Source organism: Flavobacterium sp. UGB4466, from assembly GCF_903469665.1.
GTDB classification, from domain to species: Bacteria; Bacteroidota; Bacteroidia; order Flavobacteriales; family Flavobacteriaceae; genus Flavobacterium; species Flavobacterium lipolyticum.
The window spans coordinates 1-19309 of sequence record NZ_CAGKLC010000085.1; the positions used below are offsets into that span (position 1 = coordinate 1).

General features: G+C 36.7%; 12 protein-coding genes. 5 read left to right on the forward strand and 7 right to left on the reverse strand.

Features of this window, described 5'->3' with window-relative positions; translation table 11 throughout:
• Positions 1-220 precede the first annotated feature (220 nt).
• From JO950_RS17090 to JO950_RS17100, 3 genes are all read right to left on the reverse strand, one after another.
• Positions 221-919, reverse strand: coding sequence for a DUF1826 domain-containing protein (locus JO950_RS17090; protein WP_202703724.1), 699 nt, complete (start codon positions 917-919; stop codon positions 221-223).
• A gap of 220 nt (positions 920-1139) precedes the next feature.
• On the reverse strand, positions 1140-2564 hold the full coding sequence (locus JO950_RS17095; protein WP_202703725.1) for an amino acid permease: 1425 nt from the start codon (positions 2562-2564) through the stop codon (positions 1140-1142).
• Between the two features lie 144 nt (positions 2565-2708).
• Positions 2709-3539 carry a Sir2 family NAD-dependent protein deacetylase gene (locus tag JO950_RS17100; protein ID WP_202703726.1) on the reverse strand — a complete coding sequence of 277 codons (831 nt, stop codon included), beginning with the start codon at positions 3537-3539 and terminating at the stop codon, positions 2709-2711.
• A gap of 228 nt (positions 3540-3767) precedes the next feature.
• Here JO950_RS17100 and JO950_RS17105 point away from each other — a divergent pair, with 228 nt between their 5' ends.
• Positions 3768-4799, forward strand: coding sequence for a hypothetical protein (locus tag JO950_RS17105; protein WP_202703727.1), 1032 nt, complete (start codon positions 3768-3770; stop codon positions 4797-4799).
• 28 nt (positions 4800-4827) lie between these two features.
• Here JO950_RS17105 and JO950_RS17110 read toward each other — a convergent pair whose 3' ends face one another.
• Both JO950_RS17110 and JO950_RS17115 read right to left on the reverse strand, forming a co-directional pair.
• Entirely contained in the window at positions 4828-6183 is a 1356-nt protein-coding gene (locus JO950_RS17110) for an MBL fold metallo-hydrolase (RefSeq protein ID WP_202703728.1), read from the reverse strand.
• Between the two features lies 1 nt (position 6184).
• Positions 6185-7015, reverse strand: a complete 831-nt coding sequence (locus JO950_RS17115) for a restriction endonuclease (protein ID WP_202703729.1) — start codon at positions 7013-7015, stop codon at positions 6185-6187.
• A 458-nt stretch (positions 7016-7473) separates the two neighbouring features.
• On the opposite strand from JO950_RS17115, the gene JO950_RS17120 reads away from it, so the two are divergent.
• From JO950_RS17120 to JO950_RS17135, 4 genes are read left to right on the forward strand one after another with little or no spacing between them, the layout of a single operon-like run.
• Entirely contained in the window at positions 7474-10296 is a 2823-nt protein-coding gene (locus tag JO950_RS17120) for a TonB-dependent receptor plug domain-containing protein (RefSeq protein WP_202703730.1), read from the forward strand.
• A 27-nt stretch (positions 10297-10323) separates the two neighbouring features.
• Positions 10324-11526 (forward strand): DUF4876 domain-containing protein, encoded by a 1203-nt coding sequence (locus JO950_RS17125; protein ID WP_202703731.1) that lies wholly within the window; start codon positions 10324-10326, stop codon positions 11524-11526.
• Positions 11527-11537: 11 nt separating this feature from the next.
• Positions 11538-13046 (forward strand): DUF6850 family outer membrane beta-barrel protein, encoded by a 1509-nt coding sequence (locus JO950_RS17130; protein WP_202703732.1) that lies wholly within the window; start codon positions 11538-11540, stop codon positions 13044-13046.
• 30 nt (positions 13047-13076) lie between these two features.
• A complete protein-coding gene (locus JO950_RS17135) occupies positions 13077-14219 on the forward strand; it encodes a cytochrome-c peroxidase (RefSeq protein ID WP_202703733.1) in 1143 nt (380 codons plus the stop codon).
• Positions 14220-14332: 113 nt separating this feature from the next.
• Here JO950_RS17135 and JO950_RS17140 read toward each other — a convergent pair whose 3' ends face one another.
• On the reverse strand, positions 14333-15757 hold the full coding sequence (locus tag JO950_RS17140) for a SusD/RagB family nutrient-binding outer membrane lipoprotein (protein WP_202703734.1): 1425 nt from the start codon (positions 15755-15757) through the stop codon (positions 14333-14335).
• Positions 15758-15769: 12 nt separating this feature from the next.
• Positions 15770-18961 (reverse strand): SusC/RagA family TonB-linked outer membrane protein, encoded by a 3192-nt coding sequence (locus JO950_RS17145; RefSeq protein ID WP_202703735.1) that lies wholly within the window; start codon positions 18959-18961, stop codon positions 15770-15772.
• Positions 18962-19309: the final 348 nt, after the last annotated feature.

Below are 19309 nucleotides of genomic sequence, written 5' to 3' on the forward strand. Positions count from 1 at the left end.
TCACAATTGAGTTCAGTTACTTTTAATAACGAATCAATTTTTAGATCAGATATCATTTTTTTAAAATTCTCATCTTTAAAATGGATATCAGATATTTTCTTTGCATTTCCTCTTTCTGTAACACCTTGAAACCAACCTATTAACTTATTCATATCTTTTTTCTGAATCTATAATTTATTGCTTTTGTAGTTAAAATTGATACTAAATCATAAATATTCCATCAACAAATCAACAACAATCGATACTCTCCATCGTTTTCTATGGGTGCTCTGTGAATACATGGCAGTACTTGTTGTTTGGGATGGTCTACAGCCAGACGCCAAAGATGACCCAAGCCTAAATTAACTGGTGCTGCATTGGGATGTAACTGATAATGCAAATCGAAATAATTTTCTTCTAGAAAACTTTCGAATTCTTCCGGTGGTCCATCGTGCAGCTCTTGTAATTTTGCACGGATTTTCGGAATTAGGATTTTTTGTTCTGCCTGCGAATTAGAAACAATATCACTTGCTGCTCCGTGGTAGGTACATAAAAAAGTATCGGTTGCAATGGGCGAACGATCTACATGAAACGAATACACATCTGTCGAGATGAAATCAAATTCGTCATCACGTTCGTAACACTTTAGTAAATTAAGTGAGGGCGAAGCTCCAAAATCAGTTAATAGTTGTAAATCGTTTAAGATAACTTCTCTGGCTATACTCCCCTTTTCGGTGAGTTGGAGTGCGATTAGATCTTCGGGATAAACTACTGTGATATTTTCTTCTAAGGATAATTTAGCTACAATTTCGTTAAAATCACCGTCCAAATTTCTGTACCAGCACAGTGCGTTCCTTTCTCCCTTGAAATGGGTCTGTACCAATTCAGAGAAAGTAGCTACTACTCCAATTTGATTGTTGTTCGAAAATATGTTGTTCATCGTGTTGTATTTGGAAGCTGCTTAGAAAGTTTAAAACTAAACACATAGAAACATAGTTTTCTTACCGTGGTAAGGCATTTCATTTGTATAAATAAACATAGTAAATCCTATGCTTTTTAACTAAGCGAAACGTCTTTCGAAAAATCAGAATCTATGTTTCTATGTGTTTAAAAATAATTATACGTAATGGATCATAACAGAATAATCTGCTAAAAGTTACTTACTTTTTTGTTTTATAAACTTTGTAAAAAATAAAAAGAATACCCAGCCAAATCGGAATTAATTCTACGGACAATTTCATATCGGTCATCCACATGATGGATAAAATTCCCAATAAAAATACCAGACAGATGTAATTACTTACCGGATAAAATATAGATGGAAACATCGTTTTAGTACTTTCCTGCTCTTTCGTACGTCTGAATCTTAAATGTGTATACGAAATCATTCCCCAGTTGATAATTAAAGAAGACACCACTAAAGACATTAAAATGCTAAAAGCTTGTTCGGGAATTACTTTATTGATTAAAATACAGATCGCTGCAAAACAGGAAGAAATTAAAATCGCATTAATAGGCACCGATTTATTATTTAACTTCTTTAAAAATTGAGGCGCATTACCCTGATCTGCTAAACCGTATAACATGCGTGAGTTACTGTATACACTACTATTATATACCGATAAAGCTGCGGTTAAAACAATTAGATTAAGCACATTGGCAATCAGACGGGTAAAGTATATTTTGGTGCCAAACAACTCAAACTCCATTCCGTTTAGATTTTGAAAAACCATTACAAACGGACTACTGTCTGTCGTTATTTGTCGCCACGGAGACAAAGCAAATAAAATAACCAATGCACCTACATAAAAAATAAGGATTCTATAGATTACCTGATTGGTAGCTTTTGGAATGTTTTTCTCGGGATTCTCTGCCTCAGCAGCGGTAATTCCAATTAACTCTAAACCACCAAAAGAAAACATAATCAGCGCCATTGCAGATAACAAGCCCTGAAAACTACCCGATGCTGTTTTTTCAAAGAAACCTTTTGGAAAAAAACCTCCGTCGTTGTATAAATTATGTATGGTAGCCTGCTCCCCTCCTGTACCGCTTATCAGCAGGTAAGTACCAAAAAGGATCATGGCAATAATGGCAACCACTTTTATGATTGAAAACCAAAATTCGGTTTCTCCGTACACTTTAACCGAAGCGAAATTTAAAGCATTTATAACCAGGAAGAAAAACAAACTGGATGCCCATAGCGGAATTTCGGGCCACCAAAACTGTACATAAACCCCGATGGCAGTAAGTTCGGCCATACTCACCAAAATGTATAAAATCCAATAATTCCAACCAGATGCAAAACCCGCAAAAGAACCACAATATTTATAAGCAAAGTGACTAAAGCTTCCTGAGACAGGCTCTTCGACAACCATTTCACCCAATTGTCTCATAATAAAAAAAGCAATAATACCGGCAACTGCATATCCTAAAATAACAGATGGTCCTGCTAATACAGCCGCCGGGCCAATACCGAGAAAAAGACCGGTTCCTATTGATCCTCCTAAAGCAATTAATTGAATGTGACGGTTGGTCAGCCCACGTTTAAGCTGATTCTCTTCTACGACTTCCTGATTATTTTTCACAAATTATATTTTTAAATGAGTTGACAGCGAAGATAAGTTAAAAAAGGAATCGTACAAAACATGCACTGCGCTAAAACTAAGATTAGGTTGCTCATTTTTTAGGAGTTTTCCAATTTTACATCTTAATTTTTGTGTTAAAATAATCTATTTCCCGGTTATATTTTGCAGTACCTCACGTATCGTTTTTAAGGTTGTGGTAGAAGTTTCCCGAATGATAATTTTATTCTTCTTTTCTTTAATAAGTTTTGTGAATAAATTGTCTTCGGTATTAATATCAACGATAGTTCCTCCGTACTTCAAAGTAGTTTCGGCAATAGCCATTGGCAAATTTGTTGCTCCGGATGTTCCAACAATAAAGAGAATACCAGAATTCTTGGCGATTTTTAAGGAACTAAATTTTTTGTTTGTTTTTTCGTCGTAGTACTCATCAAACCACAAAATATTGGGTCTCATCCAGCTGCCGCATTTTTTGCATTTAAGCAATTCTATGTCTTCTTTTGTCAAATCCTCATCTATCTCTTTTCCTTTGACTTCTATAGGTAATTTTTCTATTTCTTTACAGCCGTTCGAGCATTTGATTTCTCTGGTTTTTCCATGTATTTCATAGATTCTTTCTGTACCGGCACGTCTGTGCAGGTTGTCTATATTTTGTGTGATCAAATGAAATCTGTCTTGTAAAAGACTTTCAATTTTTACTATTTCATGATGGCTCTCATTGGTCTGAGCATTTTCAAACATCTTTTTTCTAAACAGTGCATACTGCCAAACCTCTTCAGGATTTTCCCTGAAGTATTTAAAAGTTCCAAACTCTTCCGGTTTATGAAATTGAGTTCCTTTTACCCATATCCCGTCTGCTCCTCTGTAAGTTGGTATTCCACTTTCGGCAGAAATTCCTGCACCTGTTAAAAATGTAAATCCATTTCTATTGCTTTTATCATAAACCTGACTTATGATTTCAGTAAGTTGTTCTTTCATTTTTTAATTCTTTCAATACTTAATTTTATAGTAAACTTACTTTCAGTCCATTATTAATTCACTTATCGCAATCTGTTTTTAAGTAAAGCTAGCGAATTCTAAACGCTTTAGAGAAAACTTAAAATAATAGTTTTTAAATACCCCAAATCTGTTAGAAAAAAAATTAACTTATAAATTAAAATGACAAAATAAATTTTATCTTGCCAATAAACTAAAACTTAAAATTAATTGAATACCATTAAAAGCAAACTGACTTTAATTCTTTTGTCTTTTGTCGTTTTTTATTCTTGTAAAAAAGAGGATAAGAGTTCTGATAACAATAGTAACCAAAAGAATCTACAATCCAATACTAAGGACGATGTTATTAAAGGAGGAAACACTACAACTTTATTTTCCTTTAATACTGCCAAGGATAACGAAATAGTAAAAATTTCCGGAAGTGAAGTTAGTGATGATGATATTTTTTTACTTGCTGGAGCTAAAAACATACTGCTAGTTTCAAAGTATAAAAAAAATAAACCACAACAATTAATTCAAAGTGACACCTTATTAATAAGTGATTATAGTCACGTTACTATAGACAGACAACTCTTTTTAAGAAAAAAAGTAAAAAATGCAGATTATTTTCTATTTGCTTTAATGGAGTCTCCTTTAGGTAATGGAGATCATGGCTTGTATTTGAGTTTTATAATGTTGAACTTAAATACTCTTAAATATTATACCTTAAAATATGAAGGAGAACCTACTCTAAGATCTGATAATGCGGTTGATGGGGAATTTTTAGAAAATAGTGAATTAGATCGTGATATAGTAATCAAAAATGAGCTATATCGTTTCGCAAATAAGAGTAAATGGATTTATAGTCCATCAGAAGAAGAAAAGGATATTAACTTTTATAAGAATTTTGAACAAAAATGGTACGAAGACAATTATACTGAAGATGGAAAATCATCTTATCCGGCTGTTGTGAAAAGTACTTATTATTCGGAGGATTTATTTCAATTTAACGGAAGAGGAAATGACGATGGAGCCATTGAAAATGCAGCTTTTAAAATTGTTCCTTACTTTCGTCATAACCTCATTGGATATGATAAGAATAAAAGATTATACTTCCCAATTAAGGTCGAATCATGCGCTCACGGATGTGCTAAAACTATAGAATTTCTGTCTGAACATGAAATAGAAGTAACCTACGAAATGAATGTAGAACAGCCTGATACTATAGATCTGAATAAAATAATATTTACCAATAGGCCTTAGCTTTTTTTGAAGAAGTTACAAACCTATCCTAAATCTCCATTTCATTCCCCATTAACGGAACGGTACATTTAAAGTGGTACTGCTTCTGGATTTTAACACGTAGTTCATCGGCAGGCAAATTTTCACCGTGCACCAGAAAGACGCATTTTGGAGTGTTTTCGAGAGCAGACAGCCAGTTTAAAAGGTCTTTTTGATCTCCGTGTGCGGAGAGCCCTTCGATCTGAAAGATTTTTGCTCTTACGGAATAATAGTTTCCATATATTTTGATTTCTTTGGCACCCTCAAGCAATTTTCTTCCCCGGGTACCTTCTGCCTGATACCCCACAAAAATCACTGTGGTTTTTTCGAGACTTATGTAATGTTCAAAATACGACAATACTCTTCCTCCTGTTGCCATACCACTAGCCGCGAGAACCACTTTAGGCTGAGGATTTTCTATAATCCGCATGGTTTCTTCGTACTTTGAAACTATCGTGAACATTTTAGACATTTCGTGGCAATCCTCGACGGATAGTTTATGCCATTGCAGATTTTCTAGAAATACATGCAGCGCATTTGCCCCCATCGGAGTATCAAGAATATAGGGAACGTCGGGAATTCTGCCTTCTTTTTTGAGCTTCCACAATAAAAACATTACCGATTGTACCCGCTCTACAGCAAAACCAGGTATGATTACCGTCTCTTTTTTGGCTATGGCTGTATTGATAAGTATTTCCAGTTCTTTCTTTACATCCAACTCTGCATGCAGTTTGTTTCCGTAGGTACTTTCCAGAAAAACATAATCGGCCTTTACGGGTTTGGTTGGCGGAAACATCAATACATCATCATCACGTCCAATATCACCCGAAAATACTAACGTTTTACCTTCGGCATTTACAGTAATACTGCACGCTCCGATAATATGTCCTGCATTTTGAAAACCGGCAGTGATATCCTCTGCAATCTCTACTGTTGTATTTGGTGTTATTATTTTAAAAAATGGAGTAACAGCTTCTGCCTGCTCTACGGTATAAAGCGGTTCCGCCTGTTCGTGCTTAGAATATTCTTCTTTGTTGGCTCTTTCGGCTTCTTCTTCCTGAATTTTGGCACTGTCTAAAAGCACTAGTCTGGCTATCGCTTTGGTTGGAGCTGTACAGTATATTTTGCCTTTAAAACCCTGTGCTACTAATCGGGGCAGCCAGCCGCAATGATCCAGATGACCATGTGTAAGAAGCACAAAATCTATTGTGGAAGGTAAAACAGGTAACGGATCCCAGTTGAGTTCTCTCAATGCTTTTATACCCTGAAAAAGTCCGCAATCAATTAATATCCTGCTGTTTTGAGTTTCGATGAGTGTTTTTGAACCTGTAACCGTTCCTGCACCTCCTATAAATTTTACTTTCATCTTAGATAAGTTTACAAATTTGTGAAGCTTCGTGTACTATATTCTTGATTCGGTTTGGACTCAGTCCAATTTTTTTTAGTCCTTCCTGATCGTCAAGAAGATCTTTTACCAGTATCTGATCCAGGAAAAGTAATTTTTCTTTTTCGACCATTGATAGTGTTGTCAGACAGGTAATAGGATAAAGCGCTCCCCTATCAATTTTGTTTTTGAGATTTTTATCTGGCGGATAGTCCCAACTTAAAAGAGAGATTCCACTACAGTTGGCAAAATCCTGCGCGTCTTTGGTAAAACGATTGTTGGTTACTATGATACAGGATGTGAAAGTTTCATTATTAGAAAAAATAATATGCCGTTTTTCTCTTAAATCATTAAACCGGGAAAGAATATACATGGGTACTTTTACATCTGAAGCCCCATCTTTGCTTCCGTGAAACTTGCATTCTATCATCGTTATCGCATCGTCTTTCATAATAGCAACGTCTACTTCATGCGAGACGCATTTACCCTGAAGCGTTAGATTTATCTTGGCTTTAAACCCTTCTGCGGCATATAATCTTGCTATGAATTTCTCAAAATAGAAACCCGCAGGACCGAGCATCTGCAAAGCCTGTCTGATATTGTAACGGGCGGCATATCCGTTTGCAGTTTTTTTTAAAATTGCAAATGCCATCTTGTAGATTTCTTTGGTAGTAATACCATCATACATCTGCTTTTCGATCTGAACCATAGATTCTGTTATAACATCAGGAGCTGCGCCTGATTTTTTAAGAGAAAGCTTCAGTTTTTCTTTGTCGAAAGGAACTTTGTGTCCCGAGTGCTTCGTGATTTTCATGGCAGATAATGAGTTTTAGGAACTGTTTTTATTTGACTACAAAAGAACAGTAAGCAATTATAATTCAATTCTAACTTCTTGTATTCGCTTCTACTGCCAGTTTCCGGGGCTGGAAACCTCTATTTTGGGCTTTCTTTCTTCTTAATTCTTACGAAATACAGCTCTTGAAGGTTTGGTCTTTTTAAACTAAACAACCCTTATTACTCACGTTTTTTCTGTTTATAAAACTCCTATAAACAGTTGATTTACTAAACGATATAAAAAGTTGCTATAATAACAAATTTCGGGAAATATTTTTGATAAACGGCATTTTCGCTCTAATTTTTAAATAATGGGCAATCGTTATAAAAATATATTTTATTAATAATTATTTTTATTCAGTCTAAATTAAGTTATATTTGCAACGATTAACCGCCTTTTTGTTATATAGCTTATTCAGCTGCCAGATATTTAATACAATGACTTCTTTTAATAGCCTTATTGCATTCCTGCTAAAAAGGATTGCATCAGTTCTGCTTTTATTATTCTCTCTTTTTTTTAACCTTAGTTTTTCTCAAAATACTGCTAAAATTACGCTTCAGATTACCGTTTACGATGCTGAAAGTAAAATTCCTTTAAAAGGTGTATTGCTTTCTGCAGAAGGAATTAGCAAATATGAAGCGCATTCAGACGATTTGGGCGGCATAATTTTAAACTCCATTCAAAGTGACCGTTACACGCTTAAACTTTCACATTTAGGCTACGAAACGATCGAGAAAAATCTCGAGTTTAAAACGGGGCAAAGTCTTTCTTTCGGATTAATTCCGTCAAGTGTACAGCTAAACGAAGTGGTCATAACGGCCGTAGAATCTCGAGGTATGACCAGTACCTCTGTTATCGATAAAAAAGCCATGCAGCATTTACAGCCTTCAAGTTTCACCGATTTACTGGAGTTACTTCCTGGCGGACGCTCAAAAGATCCTGTATTTAATGCTTCGAATCATATTAAATTAAGAGAGGTTGGAACGGCAGATTCTAATTATGATATTTCTTCACTTGGAACTTCTTTTGTAATTGACGGGATCCCAATAAATACTGATGCAAATCTTCAATATACCACCGGACCCAATATGTCTATCACGCCAGGTTCAGGATATGCCAATACACGCCGCAATACAACTTCTAAAGGAGTAGATATGCGCTCAATTTCGACAGATCAGATTGAGAGAGTCGAAATTGTGAGGGGGATTCCTTCCGTAGAATATGGTGATTTGACGAGCGGACTTATTAAAATTCAGCGAAAAAGGGGGCGTACTAATTGGGAATCCCGTTTTAAGGCTGATGAGTTTAGCAAATTGTATTATTTAGGAAAAGGTTTTGAATCTGAAGAAAAAAGATTGATTCTGAATGTGGGAATTGATTACTTAAATGCAAAATCAGATCCGCGTAACAGTTTTGAAAACTACAAAAGAATCACGTCCTCTCTACGTGCACAAAAAATTTGGGAAAATGATTCGCATCAGCTTCAATGGGATTCGAGTTTAGATTATAGCGGTTCTATAGACAATGAAAGAGCAGATCCGGATGTGGGTTATACCAAAATTGACCGATATGCTTCAAGCTATAATCGGTTTGCATGGGCAAACTCTTTTGATTTAAAGTTTAAAATGACATCGTTTTTAAAAGCAATTCATTCGTCGGCAGCAATAAATCAGCAATTCGATAAAATTGAGCAAACCAAATGGGTTCAGGTCTCAAGTGCAACAGCTATTCCTAATACTACCGAACAAGGTGAATCTGACGGAATTTTTCTAACACCACAGTACATTTCTAATCTTACTGTTGACGGAAGGCCCTTTGATGCCTTTTTTAAAACAATGGGAGATTTCGAAATTCATTTGTTTGGAATAACACACGCTCTAAAAGCGGGTTCGGAATGGACTTATTCAAAAAATAACGGAAAAGGACAGGTTTACGATACTACCCATCCCCCATCTCCTGAAATGTCTACACGTCCCAGATCGTATAAAGACATTCCGGCGAGTACTGATCTTTCTTTTTTTGTCGAAGATGTCCTGTCCATTCCAATTGGTAAATACCAATTAAATCTTGCAGGTGGTCTACGGGCGATGTCGTTGTTGAAAGTGCCGTCGGCTTATAGCATTTCGGGAAAATACTATTTTGATCCCCGAATTAATACGCAATGGGTGTTCCCATCTTTTAAAATGGGGAAACATTTCCTGAAAACAGAACTTACGGCCGGTTTCGGACAGTACACCAAATTCCCAACACTGGCTCAGCTTTACCCGGATTTTATCTATAATGATCTGGTACAATTGAACTATTATCATAATACACCGGAGTACCGAAGAATTAATTTAATGACTTATAAAACATCTGCTGTAAATTACAATCTAACACCGGCTATAAATAAAAAATGGGAGGTTCGAGCGGATTTCTCTTATGACAATAATCGTTTTTCGGTTACTTTTTTCAATGAACGTATGGATTCCGGATTTAGAAACAATTCTCAATATCAGGCACTGTCATATAAAAAGTATGACCATAATTCTATTGATCCTTTAACCTTAACCTCACAGCCAAATTTAGCCGATATGCGTTTTGTTAGAGATACACTATTAACCTCATACAACACCACTAATAATGGAAGTAAGCTGCTTAAAAGCGGGGTTGAATTTCAATTTTCTTCAAAACGTTTTACGTCAATTAATACCCGATTTACTCTAAATGGAGCCTGGTTTAAAACCACTTATACCAATAGCAGTCCGGTTTATAAAAGAGGACAGAAAGATATTATTATTGATGGGAAGAGGCTTCCTTATTTAGGACTGTATCAGTTTGATGATGGTTCTGAAAAACAGCAGTTCAATACCAATTTGATTGTAGATACCTACGTTGCTCCTCTTGGCTTAGAGTTCTCGGGATCGTTTCAGTTTTTATGGTTTAGAAGTGATCAGTCGCTTCCTATGAACGGAACACCGGTTGCTTATATTGATCCTTCTGGAAAACAGCATCCTTATCTCGAAAAAGACCAATCAGATCCTATTCTGCAATGGCTTGATATCAAATACAATGATGCTCTTTTTCAAAAAAAATCAATCCCAATGTCCATGAATATGAATCTGAAAGTATCTAAAGATTTTTACAAGAGATTTAGAATTTCCATGTTCGTTAACCGACTCTTCAGTTACTATCAAAACTATGAAATTAATGGTCAGAAGATCGAACGACGCGGTCTTACTTCACCATATTTCGGGATGGAATTAAACTTGAATTTTTAACTTTTAATATTAAATAAATACCCAATTATGAAAATCAGATTACTACCCATTTATCTCACAATAGCCATAATGGCACTATTACCATCCTGTTCTAAAGATGATGATAACCGCAATAAAGAGACCGCTTTAACCTTAACACTTGTAAATCCGGAAGATCTAAGCAGTGTTACCTTTTCTGATGTTTCCGTTTCTTTTAAAGAGCGTAATACCGGTAAAGTGATTCAAAGTAAAGCTTTAAATAATAATCTCTCTGTCTCTTTAAATGAAGGTTCTTACGAAATATCTATTGATGGAAAAATCAACTATACAATAGACGGTAACATTACCGAAGCTTCGGTAAGCAGCTATAAAGAAGCCGTAGTGATTACTGGCGGAAGTGCCGCTGTTTCTTTAAATCTTTTCCTCAAAACAACACAATCTGATTTTGTAATTGAAGAGGTCTTTTTTACCGGAACCAAAACACCACAGGGAAAACAATATTTAGGTGACAAATACTTTAAAATTCATAATAATACGGATAAAGTATTGTATGCTGATGGCTTAATGATCGCGCAATCGGAATTCATGACCACTGACAAACAAGACTATAGCCCGAATATCATGGCGCAGTCGTTTGCGGTATCTGCTGTTGCAATTGTTCCCGGTAACGGAACTACTTATCCAATCGCTCCGGCTGAGTTTTTTGTTATTGCCGAAGATGCTATCGACCATAAAGAATACAATTCAGCTTCGTTGGATTTAAGAAAAGCTACTTTTGAATTCTATACAGAAGACGCTGATGATGTTGATAATCCTTCTGTTCCAAATATGGAGAATTTATTCTCTTCTATGGTAATTCATAACAGAGGTTTTAAAAGTTTTGTTATCGCTCGTATGCCTGTAAACAAAACAAAATATCTAACAGATTATACCTATAACTACGAATACAATCTGGTATTTGGCGGAGAAAGTTATCCAATGGGCGAAAACGTGTATTCGATTCCAAATTCATGGATTGTAGACGCTGTTAATTTAAGTGTTGAATCTGAATTTAAATGGATTGTTACTGCTCCATCGCTGGATAAAGGGTGGACTTATTGCGGAAAAGTAGATTCAGATGCAACGCGTTATGGAAAAAGTGTTCGTCGTAAAACGCTTTCTACTACTTCAAACGGCAAAAAAATACTAAAAGACACTAATAATTCGACATTAGATTTTTCCCCTGAGGTTAAACCTTCTTTGCTGAATTAATGAATTTAATCATGAGCTTTCGTTCCCTATTTCTATTTATCATTTTGAGTTGCGGTTTGCTGCAGGCACAGGACAGTACTTCTGTGCTCCTTCGCATTCACGAAGACTTGTCTCCCGAGAATACTTTTGCCCGAAGATTTTATACCAATCCTGCAAATCAGCATTATGCCCGCCGTTACTCTTTATCAGAATTGAGCGCGGGTTATAGCTCGGCAGCACAGCAAACCAATATCCAACAGTTGGGAAATGGAATTCGTCAATTTCTTATTAAGGCACAATCGTATTATAAGATTAACTCTGAAAATACTGTTTTTGGAAACGCTCATTACAAGAATGGTAAACGCAAAAATGTGCGTTGGAACGAAAGTTCAGATTATCAAACAATTTATCCTTATGTAACGGCAGATTCTATAGGAGGTGATCTTTCGTATGAAGAGTACTCCTTTAGTGGCGGTTATGCTAAAGTTTTTAATAAAATAACTTTGGGTATTAGTGCTGATTACAGGGCGCTAATGCAATATCGGGATATTGATCCAAGACCTAAAAATACGGTTTCAGATCTTAATGTTTCTACCGGTATTTCCTTAAATCTTAGTGATCATTATGTATTAGGTTCGGCTTTAAATCTGCAAAAATATACACAATCGAATAATCTAAAATTCTTTAGCGAATTAGGAGCTCCCGCAGTTTATCATATGGCAGGACTTGGCGTTTACAATAAATTACTTACCGGAAGTAAACTGAGTTCGTATTATGACGGAAGAGGCTATGGCGCCAATGTACAGTTTTTTCCAAAAGACCGAAATGGCTTTGGTTTACTACTGGGATACCATCAATTTGGTTATGAAAAAATCATGACCGAATTCCAAAACCTTGTCGCGTCTACAATTTTAGAGAATCAGTATGAAGGAGAGGTTTCTTATTTCAAAAAATCAAAAGAAAAGTTTTGGGGTGCAAAAATTGGACTTTTTTACACAGACCGAACCGGAAAAGAAAATATATTTGACAACCAAAGTACTACATCTTACATCAAAATAGCCGAGCATACCAAATACACCAATCAGGTTACGTCTGTTGTGTTTTCAGGATTGTACTACGTTCCAAATCCTGAATTATCATGGTCGATTGTACCAAGCTTTAACTTAAAAAATACTGCGGAAAAATATATTGATCCTCTTCGGACTATTGACCTACAGCAAGGTATCGGCCGATTGGATTTTGCCATTTCAAAACTTTTATCTCCGTCCTTAATTAATGTTTCGGCTTCACTCGAACATAACTGGATTTTAAGTTCAGAAATGGAGTTAAACGATCGCAAAGCCAATTTAATTTTTAATATGCTGAATTATAACTTTGCTTTTCTGTCCTCTCCATACACTAAAATAAATCTCGCTGCAAGATGGGATTACAAGTACCAACCGGACCTTAACTTTTTTGCTAAAACAAGTCTGGATTACTACCGTTTTCCTCAAAAACAAAACAACACTTTTTTTCAAATGTCAATAGGTTTGACATTTTAATTTAGATTATAACATTACTATCCGCTTATAATGAAGTCTCTTTTATTAAAAACCTCTTTTTCTATTCTTTTCATAGGTCTAATTTATGTATTGTTAAGTTTCAGTGCTGCATTTAGTGAGAAACTTGCAAGTTCAAATTGGCGTGAAATCTATAGTAAACCCACCAATCAATGGCCAAAACCTACTATTGATGACGGTGTGCAATGGCAGGAATTCGAATCTCTTGCGATCGATACGAGTTACTACGATACCATGGAAAATCCTAAAGTAATTTTAGGACAGCTGCTTTTTTTCGATCCCAAACTTTCGGGGTCTAGTCAGGTATCCTGCAGCAGTTGCCACGATCCGGAACTGGCTTGGGGAGATGCGCGTGAAGTATCTTTAGGGAATGATCATTTGCAAGGAAAAAGAAATACACCTTCGTTATACAACATCGGAGCCCGAAAATCATTCTTTTGGGACGGACGGGCTGCCACTTTAGAAGAGCAAGCTCAAGGGCCCATTACAGCGCATCATGAAATGAATATGGAACCTAAAAATCTGGCTAAAAAATTGAAAAAAATTAAAGGTTATCCTGTTTTATTTCAAAATGCTTATGGAAGTTCTGAGATTACTTATGAAAAAATCCTGCAGTCACTGGCCGTATTTCAAAAAACAATTTTAAGTAAAAGAAGCCGTTTTGATGCCTTTATGGATGGTGATTATATGCAATTATCAGATCAGGAAATCTACGGTCTGCACCTTTTCCGAACCAAAGCAAGATGTATGAATTGTCACTCCGGAAAATACCTGACCGATGAGTCATTCCATAATATTGGACTTACTTATTACAAAAGGGAATATGAAGATTTAGGACTTTATACGGTTACTAAAAAAGCGGAAGATGTTGGAAAATTCCGAACTCCTTCTCTTCGTGATGTACTTTATACAGGCCCCTGGATGCACAATGGTTTATTTGATAATATCACCGGAATTGTGAATATGTATAACAGCGGCATGCACATGATTGATCCTGATGAAACAGAAAAAATAGCTGATCCTCTATTTCCTAAGACAGATGTTTTAATGCAGCCGTTAAATCTTACTGATGACGAAATTGTGGCTTTGGTTTCTTTTATTAAAACGTTATCCGGAAGACAGTATAAGATGGAAAGACCGCAAATACCAAGATAACTTTGGTCTTTAAATGAATAATACTTCAGAGAAAATTTTCTCTGAAGTATTATCTGTTATAATTGATTACGGGCTGGTTTAAGCCGTTTGCTTTCTCCTTTTTAAATTAAGGTTTACTTTGCGTCAAACCATAGTTTTGTAGTCAGCAAATCTTTTCCCTGAGCCGATACAGCTGTCTGATAGCTGGCTCCATTCAGTGACTGTTCTGTTCCCGGATAAAAGAAACGTGAAGGAATCTGTCCGTTTAAAACGGTAGCCGGACCTGCTTTCAATACCGGATAGTCCAATCTTCTCCATTCTGCAAAAGCATCAAGACCCTGCCCGAAAAATGCGATCCATTTTTGTGTACCAATCGATTTAGCATAATTCGCTGCATCGTACTTTACCGCTGCCTGATTAAGATAATTTGAAATTGTAGCGGCATCAGTAATTCCAAACTGATTGAACGATGCTGTAATCGCATTTTTATACAACTGTTCTGCATCTCCGGCAATATAACCGCGAGCCACCGCCTCTGAAAGATTAAATAATACTTCTGAATAAGAAACAATTACGGCTGGTGATGACGAGGTTAAAAAATAAGCTCCCGGCTTTGATGTTTTAGCAAATCCCTGACTGTTGGCATCACTGTTGGATAATCCGTTAGCACCTCCCACATATTTTCCAACGCTAGCATCTGTTGGCAACTGAGCATAAACCGGCAAACGCGGATCGGAGAATTCATTTAACTTATCCACCAATGTTTTCGAAATACGAAAGTCATCACGGGTTTCAAACCAGGCCGAAGCAGGATTTTGCTGAGGCGAACTCGTATAAGTAAACTTAAAAGTTTCATTGTTATTGCTAATTACTCCGGCAGCATCCGTCGTTGCATCGATCGCGGCTTGTTTGGCTAACGCAGGTTCTTTATCAGAAATTCTCAATGCAATACGCAAACGAAGGGAGTTTACTAATTTTTTCCATTTCGAGATATCGCCTTTATAAGCCAAATCTCCCGTTACGCTTCCACTGGTTGGATTTAGTAAAGACTGCGCTTGTTTTAAATCTTCCAATAAACCGGTGTACACCTCTTTTTGCGTATTGTATGCCGGAGTTACTTTTAAGCCTGCTTCTTTATAAGGAATGCTCCCGTAAGCATCTGTAAGCAATAAAAATGCCCATGAACGCAAGGTTAACGCAATTCCTTTGTAATTTGGATTTGCCTGCTGATCCGGAAATTTCAGAATCGTGTTTAAATCTGTAATCAAAGTGGCGTATCCCGTATTCCACAATGAAGTGAAAGAAGTGTTCGATACGTCATATCGGTCCGGTTCTGTATACTGAACTTTAGCCCAATGCTGTACAAATAGTAACGACGCATTAAAATTATTGTCGGCTCCCCAGTACAAATCGGCTCCCTGCTTTAACGTACCTGTCAATAGATAAGGCGCTAAGGGTGTTTCGGTTGCATTTGGATTTTTATTAATATCATCCAAAGTGTCACTACAAGAGGTAAGTGCTACCGCAAATAGTGTTATATAAGCTATTTTTTTTAGCATGATTTCGCGTTTTTAAAATTTAAGATTAACATTCAGACTGAAGTTTCTCGTAGTTGGTAAAGACAAGCTCTCCAATCCCTGTGCATTTCCGGTATTGAAAGCGGTTTCAGGATCAATGTTTGGGGCGTCTTTGTAAATAAACAAAAGGTTTCGGCCTACGGCAGTAATACTTGCTCCTTCCAGTCCCAGTCTTCTGGCAAATTTCTTATTGAAATTATACCCCAGTTTTATTTCTCTCAGTTTTACAAAAGTCGAACTGTAAATATAGGCTTCGCTAATATTGTAAGATGCTTTATGAAACTCCTGCGCACTAATCACCTGAGTATTTGGGGTTCCGTCTGCATAAACTCCGTTAAAGAGAACTCCGTCATCATACACCGTTACTCCATTTGGTGCTCCAGCACTCGTTACCAATGTTTTTGGATTGGCTGTACTGTTGCCCGGGTAGTAGTAATTTAACCCTCCGTTTGCTGCATCACGACCAGCCAGCGTCTCAGCCAGTACTCCGGTATAAGTACCTGTTCTGTTGGTACCCGAAAAAATATCTCCGCCTACACTGGCATCAATAAGGAATGAAAATTCAAGATTTTTATAACTCAAAGTGTTGGTTACACCTGCTAAAAAGTCCGGAGTATAATGTCCCAATACTCGTTTTTGAGGATCCGCTTTCGGCAATCCGTTAGCTCCAACTACTATATTTCCGTTTGCATCGCGCTGATACGCTGTACCATAAAGTGCTCCATAAGCCTGTCCTACCGACGCCAGTACATCAACACCTCCTGATGAACCAATCGTATAGTTTTGGATTTGTTTGTCGTAATCTAAAATCTTTACTTCACTGATGTTTTTTGAATAGTTAACTCCTACATTCCATTTAAAATTCTCGGTTTGAATCGGAGTTCCGTCTAACTGAACTTCGATACCACGATTGTTTATTTTACCCGCGTTGATTAATTGCGAATTATAACCACTTGAAGCCGTAGTTTTTATTTCTAAAATCTGGTCAAAACTGTTGGTATTGTAGTAAGCTACATCTAAGTGCAGTCTGTTTTTCCAGAACGAAGATTCTATACCCAATTCCGTAGAACGAGTGGTTTCCGGTTTCAGGTTCTCATTCAGTTTTTTCTTCGCTGAAGTTTGAATAGGGTTTCCGTCAAATGCGGTTTGAAAATCGTAAACCGTAGACAATTGATACGGATCTGCATCGTTTCCTACTTCAGACCAGCCTCCGCGAAGTTTTAAGAAATCAAGTGTGTTGCTTTTCAAATTGAAAGCATCAGAAACTACAAAACTACCATTGAAGGAAGGATAAAAGTAAGAACGGTTGCTGCTTGGTAAGGTTGACGACCAGTCATTACGCGCAGTTACGTTTAAATAAGCATAGTTTTTATATCCAAACTGTGCTGAAGCATAGGCACTGTATACTCTTAATCTTGACAGTGAATTCGATGAAGTCAACGGATCTCTTGAATTCGTTAAGGTATATAAATCCGGTACGGCTAAACGTGGTGCTTTTTGATAGTTATTGGCATCACTGTGGTTACGAATATTGAATCCGGCAAGAGCATCCACACTAAAGTCTTCGGTTAGTTTTTTCGTATATGTAAAAATTCCTTCTGTATTTCTTTCGTTTACCGTGTAAGCATCTTCTGCATAGGATCCGAATGGAGTTCCGTTTGTACCATATTTAATGGTGTATTTTCTGCGATCGTTATAATAATCAACTCCGGTACGGAATTTAAAATTAAGTCCGTCGATAATTTTCGCATCCAAATGAATATCTCCTATTATACGGTTACGCTGTTGGCTGGTGGTGTTGTAATAGGCGTTCCAATAGGGATTGCTGTAATAGCTGTTATTCCAGTTCACCTCTCTGTTGTTCTGAAGCTGATCGATATCTACCTGGCGTCCGAACCAAAGGAACTGTAGCATCACACCGGCGGCACGGTTACCTTGCGGACCACCCGGAAGTGCGGGTGCATCAGTCACAATATAGTTAGCCGTTACCCCTACTTTTATGTTTTTAGAAATTTGGTAATTTGTATTAACCGTAAAGTTTGTTTTATTTACTTCACTGTTAGGTACTGTACCCAATTGTTTTTGATTGTTTATTCCTAAACGAAAATCTGATTTTTCATCCGATTTAGCTATAGATACGCTATTATCGTAGGTAACACCAGTGTTAAAAAAGTCTTTTACATTATGAGGATGTGCCACAAAAGGTACCGCAACACCATTAGAATAGAACTGAGGAATAAGACGACCGTCTAATTTTGGTCCCCAGCTTTCATCCACTCCATCATTGATTCCGCCACCTTTACCGTCTACGTAACTGAACTTTCCGTTTGATCCTTGTCCGTATGAATTTTGAAATTTAGGCAAAGTAGCCACCTGAGAAATTGTGATTCCCGAGTTAACGCTTATCCCCAACCCTTTTTGGCTTTTTCCGGATTTTGTTGTGATAAGCACTACTCCATGTGCAGCACGTGATCCGTAAAGAGCGGCAGCATTAGGACCTTTTAAGACACTTAGGGATTCAATATCCTGTGGATTTAAATCGGCAATAGCATTTTTAAAATCACGAGTGGTACCGCCCGTACTTCCTAGTTGTGAGTTGTCTACAGGAACTCCATCGACCACAAAAAGCGGCTGATTATTTCCGGAAATAGACGTTTCCCCACGAATGATGATACGCGAAGATCCCATATCACCTTGCGAATTGGTAATACGAACACCGGCAAGCTTACCACTAAGGCTGTTTAGAAAATTGGTTTCTTTTGTGTCTGACAATTCCTTGCCCTTAACGGCCTGCGTGGTATATCCCAGAGATTTCTTTTCTTTTGTAATACCAAGTGCCGTAACCACTACTTCTGACAGTGCATTCTGTTCCTGAGTAAGCGTAACCACAACTGAATTTTCATTGGCTGTAACTTCCGCTTTTTTGTAACCCAAATAACTTACAATTAACGTATAAGGAAGTTTTTGCCCGGTTTGAAAGTAAAATTTACCGTCCATATCCGTTACAACCCCGTGAGTAGTTCCTTTAATGTTTATTGAAGCTCCAATAACGGGCTCTTTTGTAACAGCATCGATTACAGTTCCTTCGAGTTTCGACTGGATTAAGGGTTTAATTTCCTGTGCTTTAATACCTATGGAAATTAACAAAATACATAATCCTATATATCTGTTTAATTTTTTTTTCATTACTTTGTTTTAGTTTAATACATAAGGTGCCCTGAAGTCGGATTTATTCCGCTCGTGCTTTCCTTATAGAGATGTACAATTTCTTTAAGCTTCGCCATTTCTGTTCCCGCAGAAATGGTTCTTTTTTTAACAGCTATGCATTCGTTTCTTCATTTTTTATTATTTTGGATTACTATTTTTTTAATGTATTTGTGTAAGATTTCAATCTCAAAAAAAAGGACTTCATCTTAGTGGAATTATAACGTTCGATTAAAAATTACTTTACTGTCCGGCTACTTTTAAAGAGAACTTATCTCCTATTAATTCTCACTGGTTAAAAAACAGTCGTGAATATTCTATTTTTTAGTC